This is a genomic window from Phnomibacter sp., from assembly GCF_036803085.1.
Lineage (GTDB): Bacteria > Bacteroidota > Bacteroidia > Chitinophagales > Chitinophagaceae > Phnomibacter.
Window position 1 is genome coordinate 100,282 of record NZ_DAIRUZ010000003.1, and the last position, 17,072, is coordinate 117,353.

General features: G+C 46.8%; 18 protein-coding genes. 7 read left to right on the plus strand and 11 right to left on the minus strand.

All coding sequences use genetic code 11. The features are described from left to right. The first annotated feature begins 7 nt into the window (after window positions 1-7). The 4 genes from V7Q13_RS07485 to V7Q13_RS07500 all read left to right on the plus strand — a co-directional run bounded on the left by V7Q13_RS07485 (window position 8) and on the right by V7Q13_RS07500 (window position 4,416). Window positions 8-1,075 (plus strand): radical SAM/SPASM domain-containing protein, encoded by a 1,068-nt coding sequence (locus tag V7Q13_RS07485; RefSeq protein WP_333800060.1) that lies wholly within the window; start codon window positions 8-10, stop codon window positions 1,073-1,075. Window positions 1,076-1,260: 185 nt separating this feature from the next. Then, window positions 1,261-1,749: a MarR family winged helix-turn-helix transcriptional regulator gene (locus tag V7Q13_RS07490; protein WP_333800061.1), complete on the plus strand. Its 489-nt coding sequence runs from the start codon at window positions 1,261-1,263 to the stop codon at window positions 1,747-1,749. A 99-nt stretch (window positions 1,750-1,848) separates the two neighbouring features. After that, window positions 1,849-3,075: a glycoside hydrolase family 10 protein gene (locus V7Q13_RS07495; RefSeq protein WP_333800062.1), complete on the plus strand. Its 1,227-nt coding sequence runs from the start codon at window positions 1,849-1,851 to the stop codon at window positions 3,073-3,075. A gap of 132 nt (window positions 3,076-3,207) precedes the next feature. Further along, a complete protein-coding gene (locus V7Q13_RS07500) occupies window positions 3,208-4,416 on the plus strand; it encodes a DegT/DnrJ/EryC1/StrS family aminotransferase (RefSeq protein WP_333800063.1) in 1,209 nt (402 codons plus the stop codon). A gap of 60 nt (window positions 4,417-4,476) precedes the next feature. Here V7Q13_RS07500 and V7Q13_RS07505 read toward each other — a convergent pair whose 3' ends face one another. The 3 genes from V7Q13_RS07505 to V7Q13_RS07515 form a co-directional block, all read right to left on the minus strand. Next, entirely contained in the window at window positions 4,477-5,481 is a 1,005-nt protein-coding gene (locus tag V7Q13_RS07505) for a phosphotransferase enzyme family protein (RefSeq protein WP_333800064.1), read from the minus strand. A gap of 122 nt (window positions 5,482-5,603) precedes the next feature. Beyond that, on the minus strand, window positions 5,604-6,956 hold the full coding sequence (locus tag V7Q13_RS07510; RefSeq protein WP_333800065.1) for a Gfo/Idh/MocA family protein: 1,353 nt from the start codon (window positions 6,954-6,956) through the stop codon (window positions 5,604-5,606). 79 nt (window positions 6,957-7,035) lie between these two features. Continuing rightward, on the minus strand, window positions 7,036-7,575 hold the full coding sequence (locus tag V7Q13_RS07515; protein WP_333800066.1) for a hypothetical protein: 540 nt from the start codon (window positions 7,573-7,575) through the stop codon (window positions 7,036-7,038). Window positions 7,576-7,709: 134 nt separating this feature from the next. Here V7Q13_RS07515 and V7Q13_RS07520 point away from each other — a divergent pair, with 134 nt between their 5' ends. After that, entirely contained in the window at window positions 7,710-8,756 is a 1,047-nt protein-coding gene (locus V7Q13_RS07520; protein WP_333800067.1) for a nucleoid-associated protein, read from the plus strand. On the opposite strand, the gene V7Q13_RS07525 is transcribed toward V7Q13_RS07520, so the two are convergent. After that, complete coding sequence (locus V7Q13_RS07525; protein WP_333800068.1) at window positions 8,753-9,097, minus strand: hypothetical protein; 345 nt, start codon at window positions 9,095-9,097, stop codon at window positions 8,753-8,755. The two genes, V7Q13_RS07520 and V7Q13_RS07525, sit on opposite strands and share 4 nt — an antisense overlap. 46 nt (window positions 9,098-9,143) lie before the next feature. Between V7Q13_RS07525 and rpoN the strand changes: the two genes are divergently transcribed. Further along, a complete protein-coding gene (gene rpoN, locus V7Q13_RS07530; protein ID WP_333800069.1) occupies window positions 9,144-10,670 on the plus strand; it encodes an RNA polymerase factor sigma-54 in 1,527 nt (508 codons plus the stop codon). Window positions 10,671-10,683: 13 nt separating this feature from the next. After that, window positions 10,684-11,352 (plus strand): hypothetical protein, encoded by a 669-nt coding sequence (locus tag V7Q13_RS07535; protein WP_333800070.1) that lies wholly within the window; start codon window positions 10,684-10,686, stop codon window positions 11,350-11,352. A gap of 47 nt (window positions 11,353-11,399) precedes the next feature. On the opposite strand, the gene V7Q13_RS07540 is transcribed toward V7Q13_RS07535, so the two are convergent. The 7 genes from V7Q13_RS07540 to pheT form a co-directional block, all read right to left on the minus strand. Continuing rightward, window positions 11,400-12,218 (minus strand): murein L,D-transpeptidase catalytic domain family protein, encoded by an 819-nt coding sequence (locus tag V7Q13_RS07540; RefSeq protein ID WP_333800071.1) that lies wholly within the window; start codon window positions 12,216-12,218, stop codon window positions 11,400-11,402. Window positions 12,219-12,488: 270 nt separating this feature from the next. Beyond that, complete coding sequence (locus V7Q13_RS07545) at window positions 12,489-13,073, minus strand: hypothetical protein (protein ID WP_333800072.1); 585 nt, start codon at window positions 13,071-13,073, stop codon at window positions 12,489-12,491. Between the two features lie 117 nt (window positions 13,074-13,190). After that, window positions 13,191-13,487: a hypothetical protein gene (locus V7Q13_RS07550; protein ID WP_333800073.1), complete on the minus strand. Its 297-nt coding sequence runs from the start codon at window positions 13,485-13,487 to the stop codon at window positions 13,191-13,193. Then, complete coding sequence (locus V7Q13_RS07555) at window positions 13,474-13,728, minus strand: hypothetical protein (protein WP_333800074.1); 255 nt, start codon at window positions 13,726-13,728, stop codon at window positions 13,474-13,476. The genes V7Q13_RS07550 and V7Q13_RS07555 overlap by 14 nt, the downstream gene beginning before the upstream one ends. Window positions 13,729-13,900: 172 nt before the next feature. Next, the gene (locus V7Q13_RS07560; RefSeq protein WP_333800075.1) at window positions 13,901-14,212 is read right to left on the minus strand and encodes a cell division protein ZapA; all 312 of its coding nucleotides are present in this window, start codon (window positions 14,210-14,212) and stop codon (window positions 13,901-13,903) included. A gap of 10 nt (window positions 14,213-14,222) precedes the next feature. After that, window positions 14,223-14,516, minus strand: coding sequence for a hypothetical protein (locus V7Q13_RS07565; protein WP_157476186.1), 294 nt, complete (start codon window positions 14,514-14,516; stop codon window positions 14,223-14,225). Between the two features lie 72 nt (window positions 14,517-14,588). Then, window positions 14,589-17,045: a phenylalanine--tRNA ligase subunit beta gene (gene pheT, locus V7Q13_RS07570; protein ID WP_333800076.1), complete on the minus strand. Its 2,457-nt coding sequence runs from the start codon at window positions 17,043-17,045 to the stop codon at window positions 14,589-14,591. Window positions 17,046-17,072 lie beyond the last annotated feature (27 nt).

Consider the following 17,072-nt stretch of genomic DNA (forward strand, 5'->3'; position numbering starts at 1 on the left):
CCGGAGAATGCATATAAACAGGATTGCTACCGTATTTTGCAACCCCATGTATATCAACTGGAACGATAGTATTAACCTGGTATCGAAGCTAACACTCAAAAGGGTATGGAATGTCGCCAAAGTGTGGTGCAGCTACCAGCTGAGTAAAATATCCGGCAAACCTGTACAATGGGGATTGCCTGTTTCTATTTCGTTTGAGCCTACCACCAGTTGCAACCTGCGCTGCCCTGAGTGCCCCAGCGGGTTGCGGGAGTTTTCGCGGCCCACAGGCATGCTGCAGCAAGATTTTTTCCGCCAAACCATTGATGACATTGCCCCTGAGCTGCTGTACCTCATTTTCTATTTCCAAGGCGAACCTTACCTCAATCCGCATTTTTTAGATATGGTGCAATATGCCCACAGCAAGGGCATTTACACAGCCACCAGCACCAATGCCCACTACCTCACCGATGAAAAAGCCCGCCAAACAGTAGAAAGTGGCCTCGACCGCCTCATCATTAGCATAGACGGAACCACGCAAGATGTGTACGAAAGCTACCGGGTGGGTGGCAAATTGGAGAAGGTGCTGGCAGGGGCCCGCAACATTGTACAATGGAAAAAAGCCCTCAACAGCAAGACGCCGTTTGTGTTCTTCCAGTTTTTGGTGGTAAAGCCCAATGAGCATCAGATAGCCGACATCAAACAACTGGCCAAAGAGATTGGAGTAGACCAGGTACGGTTTAAAACCGCTCAGGTGTACGACTACGAAACTGACCCCAACCAACTCATTCCCACGATTGACAAATACAGCCGCTACCGCAAAAACAGCCAGGGCCAAATGGAAATCAAAAGCGGCCTGCAAAACCATTGCTGGCGGCTGTGGAGCGGCAATGTCATCACCTGGGATGGCCTGGTAGTACCCTGTTGTTTTGATAAAGATGCTATGCACCAGTTGGGCAATTTGAAAATGCAGTCCTTCCGGCAGGTTTGGCAAAACGACAACTATCGCCAATTCAGAAAAGAGCTGATGACCAGCCGCAAAAACATTGACATTTGTGCCAATTGTAGCGAAGGCCTAAAAGTTTGGGAGAAATAGCGAATTTTTATCGTTTAACCGTTGATTTCTTCAAAAACTGTTCAAACAATGATTGGTTTTTTAAAAAAATACCAAATAATCAAAGTTTGTTCATCGTATATGCAGAAATTCTAAGATGCATTGGCTACCTTCGTTACTCAAACGCCCCCTAAACACCCCCTTTTGTAACCCTTAAACAGTGACCTATGGGCATTGAGTACGCTTTGCGTCAACAAACCTACAGGAATGATTGTCAGAAGGCCATGATGAACATTATCCTTACCCATAACTGGGTAATGGAGAAAATGAAGGACCTTCTAGATCATTTCAACCTAACCAATCAGCAGTACAACATTTTACGTATTCTTCGTAGTGCCGAAGAACCTTTGAGCACCATGCAGATTCGAGACAGAATGTTAGACAAAATGAGTGACACCAGCCGCATTGTAGACCGTTTGGTCTTAAAAGGTCTGGTACAAAAATCAGTGTCGCTGCACGACAAGCGTTTGGTAGATGTAGTTATTTCAGAAAAAGGCCTTTCTCTTTTGGCAGAAGTAGACGACCATGAACACAAGATGGACGGCATACTGAGCAGTCTCGATGAAAATGAAATCGGATTGCTGAGTCAATTGCTCGACAAATTGCGGTCGGCAGATGCCCAGCAAGAAGTTCCCTTTCTGAGAGCTGTGATGTAATCATCACCACGCACAAGATTGTTAAAGTCAAAGGTTTCCTTCACGGGAAGCCTTTTTTGTTCGCCTATCTTCGCTGCAAACAGCAACACTTACATGAAGATGATTCGATTAGCATGCAGCCTGATGCTGGCTGTGTGTGCATTTTGCAGCCAAGGTTTTGCACAGCAACCAGAGTTTAGAGCCGCATGGATAGCCACTGTAGAAAACATTGACTGGCCCAGCAAAAAAGGGCTAAGTACCGAAGAACAAAAAAGGGAATTCATCAATATTTTGGACATGCATCGCCGCAATGGCATGAATGCGATCGTGATGCAGATTCGTCCGGTGGCAGATGCTTTTTACCCCAACCCCTACGAGCCATGGAGTGAGTACCTCACCGGCAAGCAAGGGCAGGCACCATCACCCTATTACGATCCGCTGCAGTTTATGATTGAAGAAACCCACAAACGGGGCATGGAGTTTCATGCATGGCTCAACCCCTATCGTGCTGTGTTCAATATTGCCCGCAGCAGTGTAGCGTCAAACCATCCTACCAAAGTTCACCCGGAGTGGTTTGTAGATTATGGCGATGCGACCGTTGTAAAACGCTACTATAACCCCGGCCTGCCCGAGGTACAAAACTATCTGACCGATATCATCCGCGACCTGGTAAAACGCTACGATGTAGACGGCGTTCATTTCGACGATTACTTCTATCCTTACCGTATTCCTGGCAAAGAGTTTCCCGATGCCAAAACCTTTCAGCAATATGGCAAAGGCATGAGTAAAGACCAATGGCGCCGCAGCAATGTAGACAGCATTATTGTGAAACTGCACAAAGTAATCCGGCAAGAAAAACAATGGGTAAAATTTGGCATCAGCCCCTTTGGTGTGTGGCGCAACAAAAGCCAAGACCCCAACGGCAGCAACACGCAAGCCGGCCAAACCAACTATGATGACTTGTATGCCGACATTTTGCTTTGGCTGCGCAAAGGCTGGATTGATTATGTTGTACCTCAACTGTATTGGGAAATTGGTCACGATAAAGCTGACTACACCACCTTGATAGATTGGTGGAGTAAAAACAGTTTTGGCCGCCATTGCTATATTGGCCTGGCTCCTTACCGGGCCAATAGCAATACTGCCTGGAAAGACAAAACTCAATTGCCCCGGCAAATTCAGCTGTCCAGAACTACGCCCAATATTCAGGGTCAGGTATATTTCAGTAGCAAGAGCTTCAACAACAACCCCAACGGCTGGAACGATAGTTTGAGAAATAACTATTACAAAGTGCAAGTGCCAACACCGCCCATGCCTTGGCTACCCAAAAAGCCTGCTGGTAAATAAGGTGGTACTTTAAGAGAATTCTGAGCATTATTATGCTATAGTTAAGGCCTAATTTTGCTGCTCGCAATTTTCCCGAAATGATTTGGGTTCTTGATTAAAGCATTCTTTTATAGCCAAGAAAAATTTGAATATATGCCTGGTTTTGAACTGTGGGGCGCCGAAGAACGCAAAGAAGTAAATGATGTACTGGAAACCGGTGTGCTGATGCGCTACGGCTTCGATGGGCCCCGTAAAGGCATGTGGAAAGCAGTTGAACTGGAAACAGCCATTTGCCAGACTTTTGGTTGCAAGCATGCCCAGCTTACCAGCAGTGGCACGGCAGCGCTTACCACTGCCATGAGTGCTTTAGGCATTGGCTATGGCGACGAAGTGATTATGCCGAGTTTTACGTTTGTAGCCAGCTTTGAGGCTGTCCTGAGCGTTGGTGCCATTCCTGTTTTGGTTGATATTGATGAAAGCCTGACACTGGATCCGGCAGCGGTAAAAGCAGCCATTACGCCACGCACCAAATGTATAATGCCCGTACACATGTGTGGCAGCATGGCCCACATGAGTGAGCTCAAAGCCATTTGCAAGGCCAACAACCTGCTGTTGCTGGAAGATGCCTGCCAGAGTATTGGCGGTACGTACAAAGGTCAAAAACTGGGCACCATTGGTCATGCCGGTACATTTAGCTTCGACTATGTAAAAACCATTACCTGCGGCGAAGGCGGCGTGGTAATGACTAACGATGAAGACATCTATGAAAAATGCGATGGCTATACCGACCATGGCCACGATCATAAAGGTGTAGACCGTGGTGCCGATTTGCATCCGTTTATCGGCTACAACTTCCGCATCAGCGAACTGAATGCAGCTGTGGGTTTGGCGCAAATTCGCAAGCTCGACCAGATACTGGCCATCCAGCGCCGCAACAATAAAACATTGCGCAGCTACCTCGAGCAGGTTCCGGGCATTAGTTTCCGGGTTATTCCTGATCCTGAGGGCGACAACGCCTCATTCCTCAGCTGGTTTTTGCCATCTGCCGAGCAAACACAAGCCGTGGTGGATGAACTGAAAGCACAAGGTATTCTCGCTGGTAATTTTTACTGGTACAATAACAACTGGCATTACATCCGCAAGTGGGATCACCTGAAGTTTGGTGCTACGCTCAACAATATGAATCCATTGCAAAAAGAAGCTCTCGACAAACTGGCTGAAACAAGTTTCCCTGTCAGCGATGGTATTATGAGCCGTTGCATCAGCACGGCTATCAGCCTGAGCTGGACAGAAGAACAACTGAAAGAGAAGGGAGAGAAAATGCTGGCAGCCATAACGAAAGCTTTAGAAGGCATTGAGTAACTAAAAACAACGTGTACTATAAAAGCCCTCACTTTTGGTGGGGCTTTTCTTTTACCCCAATTATAGCTGACGCAATACAGTCAACTGATTAATTGTACGATCCAGATTGTGCAGCTCGTACTTCGTCTGATAATAAATATCGTTGTTGAGAAAGTCGGCCAAAAAACGCATGGCCTGCATATACAACAGCATTTTACCACTGTAAGCCAAGGCTTCCTTTTCTTGAGCAGTCCACAGGGTATGAGTGGCGTCCATATAGCCTTCTGTAAGGGCTTGCAAAAATGATTGCCGGACTTCGATGTCTGCAAAGCAAACATCATTTTCTTCATGACTGGGCACCATGCTGCGTATCATGTCGCCCAAATCGCTGAAGCATAAACCTGTTTGCGTTGTATCCAAATCAATGGGACACAAAACACTTTGCGTTTTGTTATTGAATAAGATATTGCTGGGTTTGGCATCGTGATGCAAAATGCGCTGCGAAAAATACTGCGGATGCGCCGCCCAATATTTGTATCGCTTCAGCAGTTCATCGTAGTTATCTAATTCGTTCAGACATCTGGCCGCCAGCTTCAACCGCTCTGGTGTAGCACCGGCTTTTGCCTGTAGCAATTGTTCCGCTCTTAACGATACATCATGAAACCGTGGTAAAATAGTATGCAGTTTGGGAGAAGCTGCACTGAGGACACGAGTGTATTCGCCAAAACAATTTGCCGTAGTGTAAGCCAGCTCTTCGGAGATGGCTCCAGTTGGCGTGTAACTATCTTGCAGGTATGTAAAACAGCGCCACGCTTCATTGCCATGCGTATGCATCAATTCATTTTGTGCAGTAGGTATCAATTCGGGCATGCGGTAGTAGTGTTTCAATACAGCCCGCAGCTGTACAAAGTTTTGCTGCACCTGCTGCGGCTGTTGAAAAATGCGGGTATTGATTTGCTGCACTATAAACGCATCACCACCGGCATCTGTTACTTTGTAGGTTTGATTAATCAGCCCCTGAGTAATTGGGGTTATTGCTGTTGGGCTAATGCCAAATGCCGTACAAATTGATTTTACTTCTTGCATCGAAAGCAGGTTTAAATCCGTCGCAACGGACAACTTGTGTTATTGCCTATTTAAAACCCACGGTTGAAACCGTGGGCTATGTTATCATCATTTTTTGAAAATAAAAATCATGTGATGTACCATCAATAGGTGTCGTCAATGGCAAACGTATTCTTTCTGTTTTTCCATTTGCCATTGGTAAAATCAGGAAAGTCAACCGTTTTGCCTTCGGCCACAGATATTTCTGACAGCGGCGTAATGGCACTCCATGCAGCAGCATCGTATACATCCTGCGGCGTAACGGTCTGTCGTTTTACACTTTCAATAAAGGCATGCACCACAAAGAAATCCATACCGCCGTGGCCCGCTCCTTGTGCATCATTACCGTACTTTTTCCAAAGCGGATGGTCGTATTTATCCAACCATTCTTTGGCGGCTTCCCACTGGTGTGGCTTGCTGATGCCTTCAATGTGTATGCTCTTGTTAATGTCCATCCACAAGCCCTTGGTGCCCTGCACCCTGAAGCCCAATGAATACGGACGTGGCAGGTTGGTATCGTGTTGCAGCAAAATGGTTTCACCATTGGCGCAACCAATTTGTGTCGTCACTACATCACCCAGTTTAAACTGCACTTTGGCATTGGGGTGATCAGCACCACCTTTCTTCACCACATAGTCGTGCAGGCCACGGGCCTTGCTGGCAAACGAGCTTAGCTTTGTGAAGCGGTTGCCGCGGTTGATGTCAATCATCATGGCCACGGGTCCGATGCCATGTGTGGGATACAAATCGCCATTGCGGTCTACGCTGTGTTGCGTACGCCATTTGGCTTCGCTGTAACCTTTTTCACCAAACTCGGCACCGCTGTCGTACGGCGTTTTTCCGTCGTTGAATTTTACACCCCGCAGGTCGTGCTGGTAGCCGCCCTGCAGGTGAATGATTTCGCCAAACACACCCTGACGCACCATATTCATCACGGCCATTACATCGCGGCGATAGCACACGTTTTCGAGTTGCATTACCTGTGCCTTGTGCTTTTCGCAGGCTTTCACTACATCCCAGTGGTCTTGCAGTGTAATGCCCAGCATCACTTCGGTACCCACATATTTAATACCTCTTTCCAAAGCATCAATAATCATGGGTTTGTGCCACTCCCATGGAGTAGAAATGATGATGGCATCAATGTCTTTTGCCTCCAGCAATTTGCGGTAGGCATACACATCGCCTTTGTACACTTTTGGTTCGGGCTTGCCGCTGTCTTTCACCATTTTCAGGCTTGTGGCCAGCATACCTTCATCAATATCACAAATAGAAACAACGTGCACATCGGAGCGGCGCAAGGCCAGGTCTAAATGGTTTTGACCGCGGAGGCCCACACCAATAAAACCGAGTCGCACCTTATCTATAGCAGGAGCGGCAAACAATGATTGAGGATGCAGCAAAATGCCTGCTGACAGCACAGCGGAAGATTGCAAAAAATGACGACGGGAAGATGACATAGCAGCGAAGATTTTGAAGCAATGTAAGCTGTTTGGTGAACTTGGTTTTTTTAAAGATTTTTCGAAATGCCCGTGGTTTTCAGCTTGCAGGAACATTCTTTTGAAACCAGGCAGCGGCAGATGCAGCGCTGTTATCTAACAATACTTTTTCTTCCAAATTATCCTGTGCACGTTTAATGGATTGCCTGATCATATTGTGCTCAATTATTTCATCGGCATTAACGCCCAATTTTTTCATCAGTTCCAATATTCGCTCACCCCCAAAGTGCAAGAAGAACGGTTCATCTAATGCGCTGCATACGATTACTGCTGCTGCATCCATTTCCAGAAGCGGTGTTTCTTTGGAGCGAAGCGGATAATGCTCGGCAAGTATTAAAGTTTTACCGGAAACCAAGCTCTGCCTCACATGCCGTGCATCCAATACATCTGCCCGCATACCGGTTAGTTCAAGTTGTTGTTTCAATAAGCTGATTGTCTCTGGAAACCAAGCTGCCATAACAACCTCCTGATTATTGAGCAGCAGCGAAATCATACCCTTCCACTTGGCGGAAGTATCTATCCATACCAATTCCCGAAAAGTGGGTACAGGCTTTTTCTTTTGAAAGAGATTGAAAAACATGTCTGAAAGTTAGGGGAATGAGGAGTATTTATTTGCAGGCCAGCAAGCGTCTTTCCTAAATATCGGCCCTTTGTATGATTGCGCTGCGAGAGCCTGCAGGCGAATGCACCCGCAGCTGTTATCTTCGCCGCACTATGAACGCAACCGACAGCATTTATATACATCAGGCCATTGTGCACAAAGTGGGCAACATGGCCCGGGGTGAAAAACTCACCCTCAGCGAAAACAAACTCACCCTCAACGATGAGCTGGTGCGCCAGCTGTTGGTGAAATATTTTCTGCAGCATTTCAATGAGCATGAGCAATACAAGTTTACCCACCACAGCAGCCTCGGCCTCAATGAAGTGTACACGTATTGCAAACACATTTTTCATGACCAGAGTACTTTTATACCGGAGAGCCGCCACATAGCCCAACTGCTGTATCAGGTGAGTACGCATGCCCGTATTAAAGAAGGCGAACTCTATATTGTACACCTGCAACAGGTTCCTTTTGAAGGCGAAGAGGTTGAAGCTCTCATATTGGTAAAAAGCGAAAGCAAGAATACTTTTTTGAAGCTACTACAGCACGGCAAAACCCTGGAGATTGTGGCTGAAGAAGGATTGAACATGCAAAAGCCCGATAAAGCGTGTTTGATTTTTAAAACGGCAGAAGCAGACGGCTATCGTGTTTGCATTATTGATAACACCAACAAGCAACAGGATGCTCAATATTGGCTCACCGATTTTTTGCAGCTGACACCAGTGGCCGACAACTACCACCATACCAACGAAGTGCTAAGCATGTGTAAGCAGTTTGTAACTGAAGCGTTGCCCGCACAGTTCGACATTACCAAAGGTCAACAGATAGACATCATGCACCGCAGCCTCGATTACTTTAAAGAAAACGAGCACTTCGTCATGCAGCAGTTTACACAAGAAGTGATAGCAGTGCCGGAAATGATGGATCAGTTTCAGGAGTTTAAAGACAACTACGAAAAAGCCCGGCATGTGCAGTTTGAAGATGAATTCGACATTCATCTGGCAGCAGTAAAAAAGCAGAGCAAAGTGTTCAAGAGTGTGCTGAAACTCGACAAGAATTTTCACATCTACATTCATGGTCGCCGCGACCTGATAGAACGTGGCTACGATGAAGTAACCGGCAAGCATTTTTACAAAGTATACTTCGACGAAGAAGCCTAAGGCAGCTTGCCTTCCAGGCGATTGACATGGTCAAGGTTGCCCAACCGCAGGTACAGCGGCAGCTTAATGGCCTGTTGCATTTTCAGCTCCTGCCTGCAGGTCCATGCCATGTAGCGGGCATAAAAATCGGGGCTGATGCTATGCGGTCTTAAGGCTGGTCGTTGCGAGTTCGACAGTGGTGGTTGCGCCGGCATTGCCATGCTGGATATGGCCGACAGCACCGGTTTTTTGCGCAGCGATTCTTGTAAAAAATGATTGTTGGTTAGCTGCGCAGCCGTCCCTTTCAGCAATAATGATGCCAAAATGGTAAAAAACACCCGCCTCATTGAACAAACTTGCATGGGAGCCTGTAAATTTACCGCAATCAATAGCGTGTAAAGATAACAGATGGCATTCGGACAAGGTTTAAGACAGGTTCAAAAACAACAACTCAAACTGTTGCCCCAGCAAATTCAGCTCATGAAATTGCTGCAAATACCGACCGCCAATTTGGAGGAACGCATCAAAGAAGAAATTGAAGAAAACCCGGCGCTGGAAATGGGCGAAGAACACGACGGGCAGGAAGATACAGACCTCAGCAACCAAGACTCCATCGACGATTTTGAATACGAGCCGGCCGACACAGTTGCCGAAGATGCTGGCATGGCCGATGATGGCCCCGACATGGCGGAGTTTGGCTCCGTAGACCAACCCGAATGGGATCCGGAAGACGATATTCCCGACTACCAGACAAGAGACATCAACTACGGTGAAGGCGAGGAAATAACACCCACGCCCATTAAAGTTGAAAATAACCTGCATGATCTGCTGGTTGGCCAACTGGCCATGCTGGAGCTGGACGAACGCCGCCTCAAAGTGGCCGAACAAATTGTGGGTAGCATAGATGAAGACGGTTATCTCCGCCGCGAAATTGCCTCCATTGTAGATGACCTCGCCTTTCGGCAAAATGTGCAAACCAGCGATGAAGAAGTGGAGCTGTTGCTGAGCCAGATTCAACAGCTGTTTGACCCCACCGGTGTAGGTGCCCGCAACCTGCAGGAGTGCCTGCTGCTGCAATTGCAACGGCTGCGCAGCGAAGGCAAAGATGTACAACTGGCACTGAATGCCGTGAAAGACTACTTCGAAGAATTTACCAAAAAGCACTACGAAAAAATACAGCGGGGCCTGGGTATAGACGAAGCCAAACTGCGGGAAGTAATGAACCAGCTGATTCGGCTCAACCCCAAACCCGGCGGCGTGGTATCCACCATCAACAAGGCAGAAACCTACGTCATCCCCGACTTTTTTATTGAAAACATCAACGGCAAACTGGAGCTGACGCTCAACAACCGCAATGCGCCGGAGTTGCGCATCAGCAGCGACTACCGCGATATGCTGCGGGAGTACGAACGGGGCAGCAAAAAGAACAAACAGCAGAAAGATGCCGTGATGTTCATCAAGCAAAAAATTGATGCTGCCAAGTGGTTCATTGATATCATTAAACAACGGCACGAAACGCTGTACAACAGCATGTATGCCATCATGATGCACCAGCAGGAATTTTTCCTGACGGGCGATGAAACCACACTCCGCCCCATGATTTTGAAAGACGTAGCCGAAGTAACCGGCCTCGATATTTCTACCGTGAGCCGGGTGGCCAACAGCAAGTTTGTACAAACAGAATTTGGCACCTACCGCCTCAAGTTTTTCTTTAGCGAAAGCCTGAGTACTGACAGTGGTGAAGAAGTAAGCACCCGTGAGGTAAAAAAGATTTTGAGCGATTTGGTGGAAAGCGAAGACAAACGCAAACCGCTCAGCGATGATCAGCTGACGGATATGCTGAAAGAAAAAGGTTATAACATTGCACGCCGAACCGTAGCCAAATACCGCGAACAATTGAATGTACCCGTGGCAAGGCTGCGCAAAGAACTCTAACCGGCACCGCAGTATGACAACAACTATAGCCTCTGTTACTCCATCTACCATGCCCGCACAGCCCAAGTGGCTGAGCATGCTGGCACAAGTTGTTTCTTACTTGCTGCACCCGCTATTCATTCCGTTTATGGTAGTGCTGTTTGTGCTGTACCGCCACCCGGTAAATGTGCTACTCACCGATGAGCCCATCAGGCTGCGCATAGCGGCCATGAGCTTCATCAACACGGTGTTGTACCCCGGTTTATTTGTATTCCTCATCTGGCGACTCAAGTTTATTCCCAGCATTTACCTCGAAAGCCAGCGGGACCGCATCATTCCCCTGGTGTCCTGCATCTTCTTTTACTTCTGGGCCTTTTATGTAAGCCGCAACTGGGAGGTGATTCCACAGGCGGTACACCAGTGGTTGCTGGGTGTGTTTCTCACCAGCAGCGCTGCCATGTTCGTCAATATTTTTATGAAAATAAGCCTGCACACATTGGCGGCAGGCGGAGCACTGTCTTTCTTCATTATACAAACGGCGGCCGACCCCAATTGGCCACTGGGCGCCTTGGCACCGGTGGCATTGCTGGCTGGTTTGGTGGGTACATCCCGCCTTATTCGCCGTGCACATGAGCCGGGTGAAATATATGCCGGCTACTTAGCTGGCGGCATTTGCCAGGTGGCGGCTTACTTCATTGTATAAAAAAACCGGCCTGAGTGCAGGCCGGCAAAAGTTTATAGGATTCTCGGTTAATTATTTCGGGTAATGGCGTTGCTATTGGGTGGCGTAAGCGAATCGGCAACAGGCTGACTGGCCAGCATGGGCAGCAGCGTGGTTTGCAGTGGTGTATTCAATATGGGCGACCGGTTGGCATACATTTCATCGGGGTGGTAAATGAAATATACGCTGCCCCCTTTGATGGCTTCAATAATGGCTTTGCTTTGTGCCATGGGTACAGCAGGGCAACCCAAACTGTTCACCATTTCGCCGCGGCGGGCCAGCTCCTGTTCATTCACAAACTTGCTGCCATGCACCACAATGGCCCGGGTGGTTACCATGTCGTTGATGCCTCTTTCCATACCCCTGAACCGCAGCGACAAACCATTGGCACCCACATAGGTATCGGCGGTAAGCAAAAAGCCAAGTACGCTTTTGTTGGAATTGTTGACGTTGCTGAACGAGGTAGCCATCACGTTACCGCTGTTGCGCCCATGCGATACGTAGGTATGCATCATGAGGCTGCGGGTACGCAGGTTGATAATGTAGAGTCGTTTGTTCTGATTGCTCTGGCTGAAATCGGCAATGCTGAGCATGTCGGCATTGTGCACCAAACCCTGTGCCTGTAGGTGCAGGTAGCCTTTGTAGGCTTTTACAAAAATGTCTTTTTCCAAACCCTTTTGCTGCAGCTGCAACTGCTGGTACAGCTCGGTAGCCGCTTTGATGTAAGCCACCGGCATTTTATAAAGTTGAGCCTCTTTATCCAGCGTTTCGCGGCTGTTGCCATTTGTACCAGCCATTACGCCGGAGTACAAAACAATACCGAGAAACAATGCAAGCAATAAACGCATGCTTCAGTTTTTCAAGTTTCAAAAAATAGCGGGGATAAGGTAGTGGACACACAACAGTACAATAACCGTACCGAAGCATGGTGAAACATTGAAAAACGAAGAAGGAAACGGATTATTGTCCGGTGGCAGGATTGAGGGAAGAATTTTTTAACTGTTTCAGGTATTCCATTGGAGGTTATCGTTGCTGGCACATTAGCTTATGAATTTGCCCATTACCAATTTATTCTTAGCCCTGATACTTTTCTTTGTTAACACCTGCTTCGACGGAGATTAAAAAATTCTATCTAAAAAATCTTCAGCAAATACAAAGGGAACTTTTGATTCAGCTATTACCTTTTTTGCTAATTCAGCAGCTCGTACCTTATTTCCTAAGAGAATATGCAAAGCAGCTAAATTTAAAACAAGAATAGTGTCTGACTTCATGAATTTCTCCAAATTCTCCTCCAAAAAAAGAGCTATTTGTTCGCCAGTTTCAAATTTTGAAAGAAAGGGAATTGCCTCGTCTGCTATTCTGTGATGTGTATATTCAATTAAACGACTTATGGGAGTGTTCGGCAAAAAATCAAATGACTTCTTTTGTCTAAGCGGATTCAATGAAGATTTTATCAGCCCGATTTCAAGATTTCTCCTTAAGTCATAAGGACGGTTATTAACTAATTGATGAACTCTGTTGAAACTAATATTATAATTTATACTGAATAGAAATTCATCCGCAGCTACGCTACTTATTTTGTAACTTATTGTTTTTATCACTCCGTTTTCATTTAGGGAATACCAACTTTTACCCTGCTGCTTATACCCTAATGGCTTAAGAATTATTCCGAATTCATTCTTGCAAGATTGAAGTGGGCTCATTTTTTAGCTTTCAGCTTTAAAGTAAAAAACTCGAAACTTTAAGTTGAGATGGTATAAACGTACCAATTCTTCTTGATCATACGCCTAGGTCCGTAGGACATGAATCTTTCATATTCATCACCAGTCTCTCCATTTATCTGGGTTTTCTTTAAAGCCAAAAACCGCATGAATAATGATGCTGTTATTTTCTATGGTATAATGTGCTGCGTAGGGAAACTTTTTAACGACAGCAAACCTTACCTGATCGTAGCGTAAGGAACGGGTAAATGGGTTTTTCTTTACTGCAGTCATTTCTTTCTTAAGGTTGCCCAAAAATCTACTTCCTAATCCAATTCGTTGTTGGTTATACCATTCAGCTATATGTAAAATGTGATTCACTGCATCCTGTGTGTACACAATTTTAAAGCGACTCATTCGGCTGGTTTTGGTCAATCATGCTCCATGCTTTTTCCTCAGTTAATAATAATTCAGGATGTTTCTTGTGTTGCAGAATGCTACTGCGAACAAACTGTTTTTGAGCTTCAGGAATTTCAATACTGTCGTGTTCCTCCAGCAATAAATCAGTGAGTTGCTGCTTTTCTTTTTGAGGTAATTGTTTGACCAGTTCAAAAAGCTGCTGAACCGCAGATATTGTAGATGTGTTTGTTGCAGACATAATGATTCGTATTCTGTTTACCCGAATTTACACTGAAAGATTGTATTGATGAAGCAATGATTTTCGCAGTATAGTCTTCTGTATGTAGCAATGCACAAACAGACACGATTAATATTCTGCTGCTTTTCGAGAAAATCGCTATTCGAAATCAAAGCAAAATCGAGAAGAAAAACTACTGATTCCCATCAGCACCAAGTGCAGCAATCTGCTTATCCAGCATGGCATCCAGCCGGTTGAAGCCCTCTTCCAATTCCTGCGACAGCAGCTGGCCCTGCACCTGCTGGGCATTTTGGGTAGCAAACCAGATCAGTGCCATCGACACATAATCCTGCATGTCTTTGCCGGCAAACTGTTGTTTGAACTCCTGCACTTTATCGTGAATAAAGCGGGCTGTTTTGCGAACAGACTCTTCATGCTCCGGCTCTACTTTGATGCGGTAGCTACGGTCGCCTACGGTAATGGTGATGGGAATGAGTTCACTCACAGGGCAATGCTTAAGCGGTGTTCAAATGGGCTATCACTTTGTCAATATCGCGGAGATACTGATTGATGCGTTTTTCAAAATCCTTGCGGCTGGCTTCGTCCAAATGGCCGGTGGCTGTTTGCAAAATGGCCACCTGTTCTTTCAGGCCGGCTATTTCTTCCTGCGATGCCTTGGCAGCTTCCCGCAGGGCAGCCGCTTCCTGGCGAAGCTTTTCGTTGTCTTTCAGCAATTGCTCCTGCATGCGGCCGAGTTGCTGCAGTTTACCGGAGAGTTGCTGAAAATAGGCGGTGGCATCTTGTGGCATGGCAATGAAGATAATGCGCTGTAAAGATATTGTGCAGCCCGTAGCTTACAGCGACGGGCTGCACATGGTGGATTACTTTCTGATTTCGGCCTGCAGTTCTTTTTCAAATGTCTTCATCAGTTTGCCTACCATGCTTTCCACATCGCTGTCGGTCAGCGTTTTTTCGGCATCCTGAAACACAAACTTGATGGCCAGCGATTTTTTGCCGGCACCCAGTTTGTCGCTTTCAAATACATCAAACAGGCGCATGCTTTGCAAGCGGGGCAGTTTTATTTGTAGTACCGCTGCTTCTATTTGTGCAAAGCTCACGGCTTTGTCCAGCACCAGTGCCAGGTCCCTTTCTACTGCAGGATACTTGGCCAGCTCTTTGTACGACACTTTTTGCTGCAAAGCAGCAGTCAAAATGCTATCCCAGTTGAGGTTGGCCATCAGCACCGGCTGCTTAATATCGAAGCGACGCAGCTTGGCGTTGCCAATGAAACCAACTACACCAATGCTTTGCTTACCATTCAGCAACACTTCCAATCCATTGAGTTCATCGCTGCTGTAGGGAATGAGTTGCACACCTTGCAAACCAATAATGCTGAGCAGATTGGCCACAGCTGCTTTTAGGTAAAACAAATCTTTAGGAGCACCGGTGCTGCGCCAATGTGCATTGGTGGCTTCGCCGGTTACAAACAACGTGAGCATGCGTTTTTCGCTGTAGTTGCCCACGCCTGCACTGTGATAGGTTTTACCAAATTCAAACAGCTGCAGTTGGTTGTTTTTGCGGTTGAGGTTGTTGAGAATGCTTTCCAAACCAGTTTCCATCATCGATGGCCGCAGCATATCCAAATCGGCACTCAGGTTGTTCAGCATTTTTACCCCGCCGGCCACAACTTCTGCTGTATAGTATTTGCTGTTGGTAATGCTGTTGGTGAGCATTTCGTTGAAACCCAAGCCTACCAGATAGTTGGCTACTTTTTCTTTCAGGGCTTCTTCGGGACCCATCAGGTCGTTGGATGGCGCCATCGAAATCACCGCCGGAATTTCTACGTTGTCGTAGCCATCTATCCGCATGATTTCTTCTACAATATCGGCAGGCAAAGAAATATCGGGCTTGCTGAAAGGCACAGCAAACCACAAATCATCCTGCCCTTCTTTGATAAATTCAAAACCGAGTGCTTCCAGTATTTGCTTCACCGCATCGGGGTGATAATTTTTACCACTGAGTTTTTTGAGGTAGTGATATTTAATCGCTACCTGCTTTTTCTCTTTAGGGTTGGGATACACATCCACCACATCGCTGGCTATTTCGCCACCGCCGGTTTCCAGTATCAAAGCGGCAGCCCGCTTGAGCACGGCTACCGTATTGCTGATGTCTACACCTTTCTCAAAACGGGTGGCAGCATCGGTACGCAAGCCATGACGAAACGAGGTTTTGCGAATGCTCACCGGATGAAACCAGGCACTTTCCAAAAAGATGTTGGTAGTAGTATCGCTCACGCCACTATGCAAACCGCCAAACACACCGCCAATGCACATGCCTTCGCTGTTGGCGTTGCAAATCATCAGGTCGGCTTCGTTTAGTTTGCGTTCTTTTTCATCGAGGGTTACAAACGGCGTTCCTTCGGGCAGGTTTTTCACCAGCACTTTGCCACCGGCAATTTTGTCGGCATCAAAAGCATGCAGGGGCTGACCCGTTTCGTGCAAAATAAAATTCGTAACGTCCACTATATTGTTGATGGGTCGCAAACCAATGCTCTTGAGTTTGTCCTTCAGCCAATCAGGACTTTCTTTTACCGTAACACCAGCAATGCTTACACCAGCATAGCGCTGACAGGCTTCTGTATTTTCAATCACCACTTCAATAGGCAGTTTTACTGTTTCTGAAGCTTTCAGAGAATTGTTTTTCAGCGGCGTTTTTACAGCGATATGTTTTTTGTGGTGGTGGCTCAGGTAAGCACACACATCTTTGGCTACACCCAGGTGGCTCATGGCATCCATGCGGTTGGGCGTAAGGCCTATTTCATAAATCCAGTCTGTATACAGTTGGAAATACTCCGCAGCCGGAGTACCGGGCACGGCCTTTTCATCCAGCACCAAAATACCGGCGTGGCTGCTGCCCATACCAATTTCATCTTCAGCGCATATCATGCCGTGGCTTTCCACGCCCCTGATTTTGGCCTTCTTCATGGTGAGTGGTTCGCCGGTGCTGGGGTAAATGGTGCTGCCCACGGTAGCTACCACTACTTTTTGGCCGGCGGCCACATTGGGCGCACCGCACACAATTTGCAAAGGTTCGCCTTCGCCAATGCTTACAGTAGTAATGGATAATTTATCGGCATCAGGATGCTTGGCACAAGTCAGCACTTCACCAATCACTACGCCTTTCAGACCACCTTTCAGGCTTTCATAATAGTCGAGGCTTTCAACTTCGAGCCCTACGGCGGTCAGTATTTTCGACAGCTTTTCGGGTTCCACCAATTCTGCCGGAAGGCTTTCGCCCACGGGCAGGTATTCACAAAGCCATTTGTACGATATCGTCATGTTGCTATTAAAACTTGGGCCGCAAAG

Excerpts from the sequence above, each read along its gene's own strand:
- V7Q13_RS07500 (WP_333800063.1), top strand. The coding sequence starts at position 3,208 with ATGCCTGGTTTTGAACTGTGGGGCGCCGAAGAACGCAAAGAAGTAAAT.
- V7Q13_RS07550 (WP_333800073.1), bottom strand. The coding sequence starts at position 13,487 with ATGAGTCGCTTTAAAATTGTGTACACACAGGATGCAGTGAATCACATT.
- V7Q13_RS07515 (WP_333800066.1), bottom strand. The coding sequence starts at position 7,575 with ATGTTTTTCAATCTCTTTCAAAAGAAAAAGCCTGTACCCACTTTTCGG.
- V7Q13_RS07510 (WP_333800065.1), bottom strand. The coding sequence starts at position 6,956 with ATGTCATCTTCCCGTCGTCATTTTTTGCAATCTTCCGCTGTGCTGTCA.
- V7Q13_RS07535 (WP_333800070.1), top strand. The coding sequence starts at position 10,684 with ATGACAACAACTATAGCCTCTGTTACTCCATCTACCATGCCCGCACAG.
- V7Q13_RS07485 (WP_333800060.1), top strand. The coding sequence starts at position 8 with ATGCATATAAACAGGATTGCTACCGTATTTTGCAACCCCATGTATATC.
- V7Q13_RS07525 (WP_333800068.1), bottom strand. The coding sequence starts at position 9,097 with ATGCAAGTTTGTTCAATGAGGCGGGTGTTTTTTACCATTTTGGCATCA.
- V7Q13_RS07490 (WP_333800061.1), top strand. The coding sequence starts at position 1,261 with ATGGGCATTGAGTACGCTTTGCGTCAACAAACCTACAGGAATGATTGT.
- rpoN (WP_333800069.1), top strand. The coding sequence starts at position 9,144 with ATGGCATTCGGACAAGGTTTAAGACAGGTTCAAAAACAACAACTCAAA.
- V7Q13_RS07505 (WP_333800064.1), bottom strand. The coding sequence starts at position 5,481 with ATGCAAGAAGTAAAATCAATTTGTACGGCATTTGGCATTAGCCCAACA.
- V7Q13_RS07540 (WP_333800071.1), bottom strand. The coding sequence starts at position 12,218 with ATGCGTTTATTGCTTGCATTGTTTCTCGGTATTGTTTTGTACTCCGGC.
- V7Q13_RS07565 (WP_157476186.1), bottom strand. The coding sequence starts at position 14,516 with ATGCCACAAGATGCCACCGCCTATTTTCAGCAACTCTCCGGTAAACTG.
- V7Q13_RS07545 (WP_333800072.1), bottom strand. The coding sequence starts at position 13,073 with ATGAGCCCACTTCAATCTTGCAAGAATGAATTCGGAATAATTCTTAAG.
- pheT (WP_333800076.1), bottom strand. The coding sequence starts at position 17,045 with ATGACGATATCGTACAAATGGCTTTGTGAATACCTGCCCGTGGGCGAA.
- V7Q13_RS07520 (WP_333800067.1), top strand. The coding sequence starts at position 7,710 with ATGAACGCAACCGACAGCATTTATATACATCAGGCCATTGTGCACAAA.
- V7Q13_RS07555 (WP_333800074.1), bottom strand. The coding sequence starts at position 13,728 with ATGTCTGCAACAAACACATCTACAATATCTGCGGTTCAGCAGCTTTTT.
- V7Q13_RS07495 (WP_333800062.1), top strand. The coding sequence starts at position 1,849 with ATGATTCGATTAGCATGCAGCCTGATGCTGGCTGTGTGTGCATTTTGC.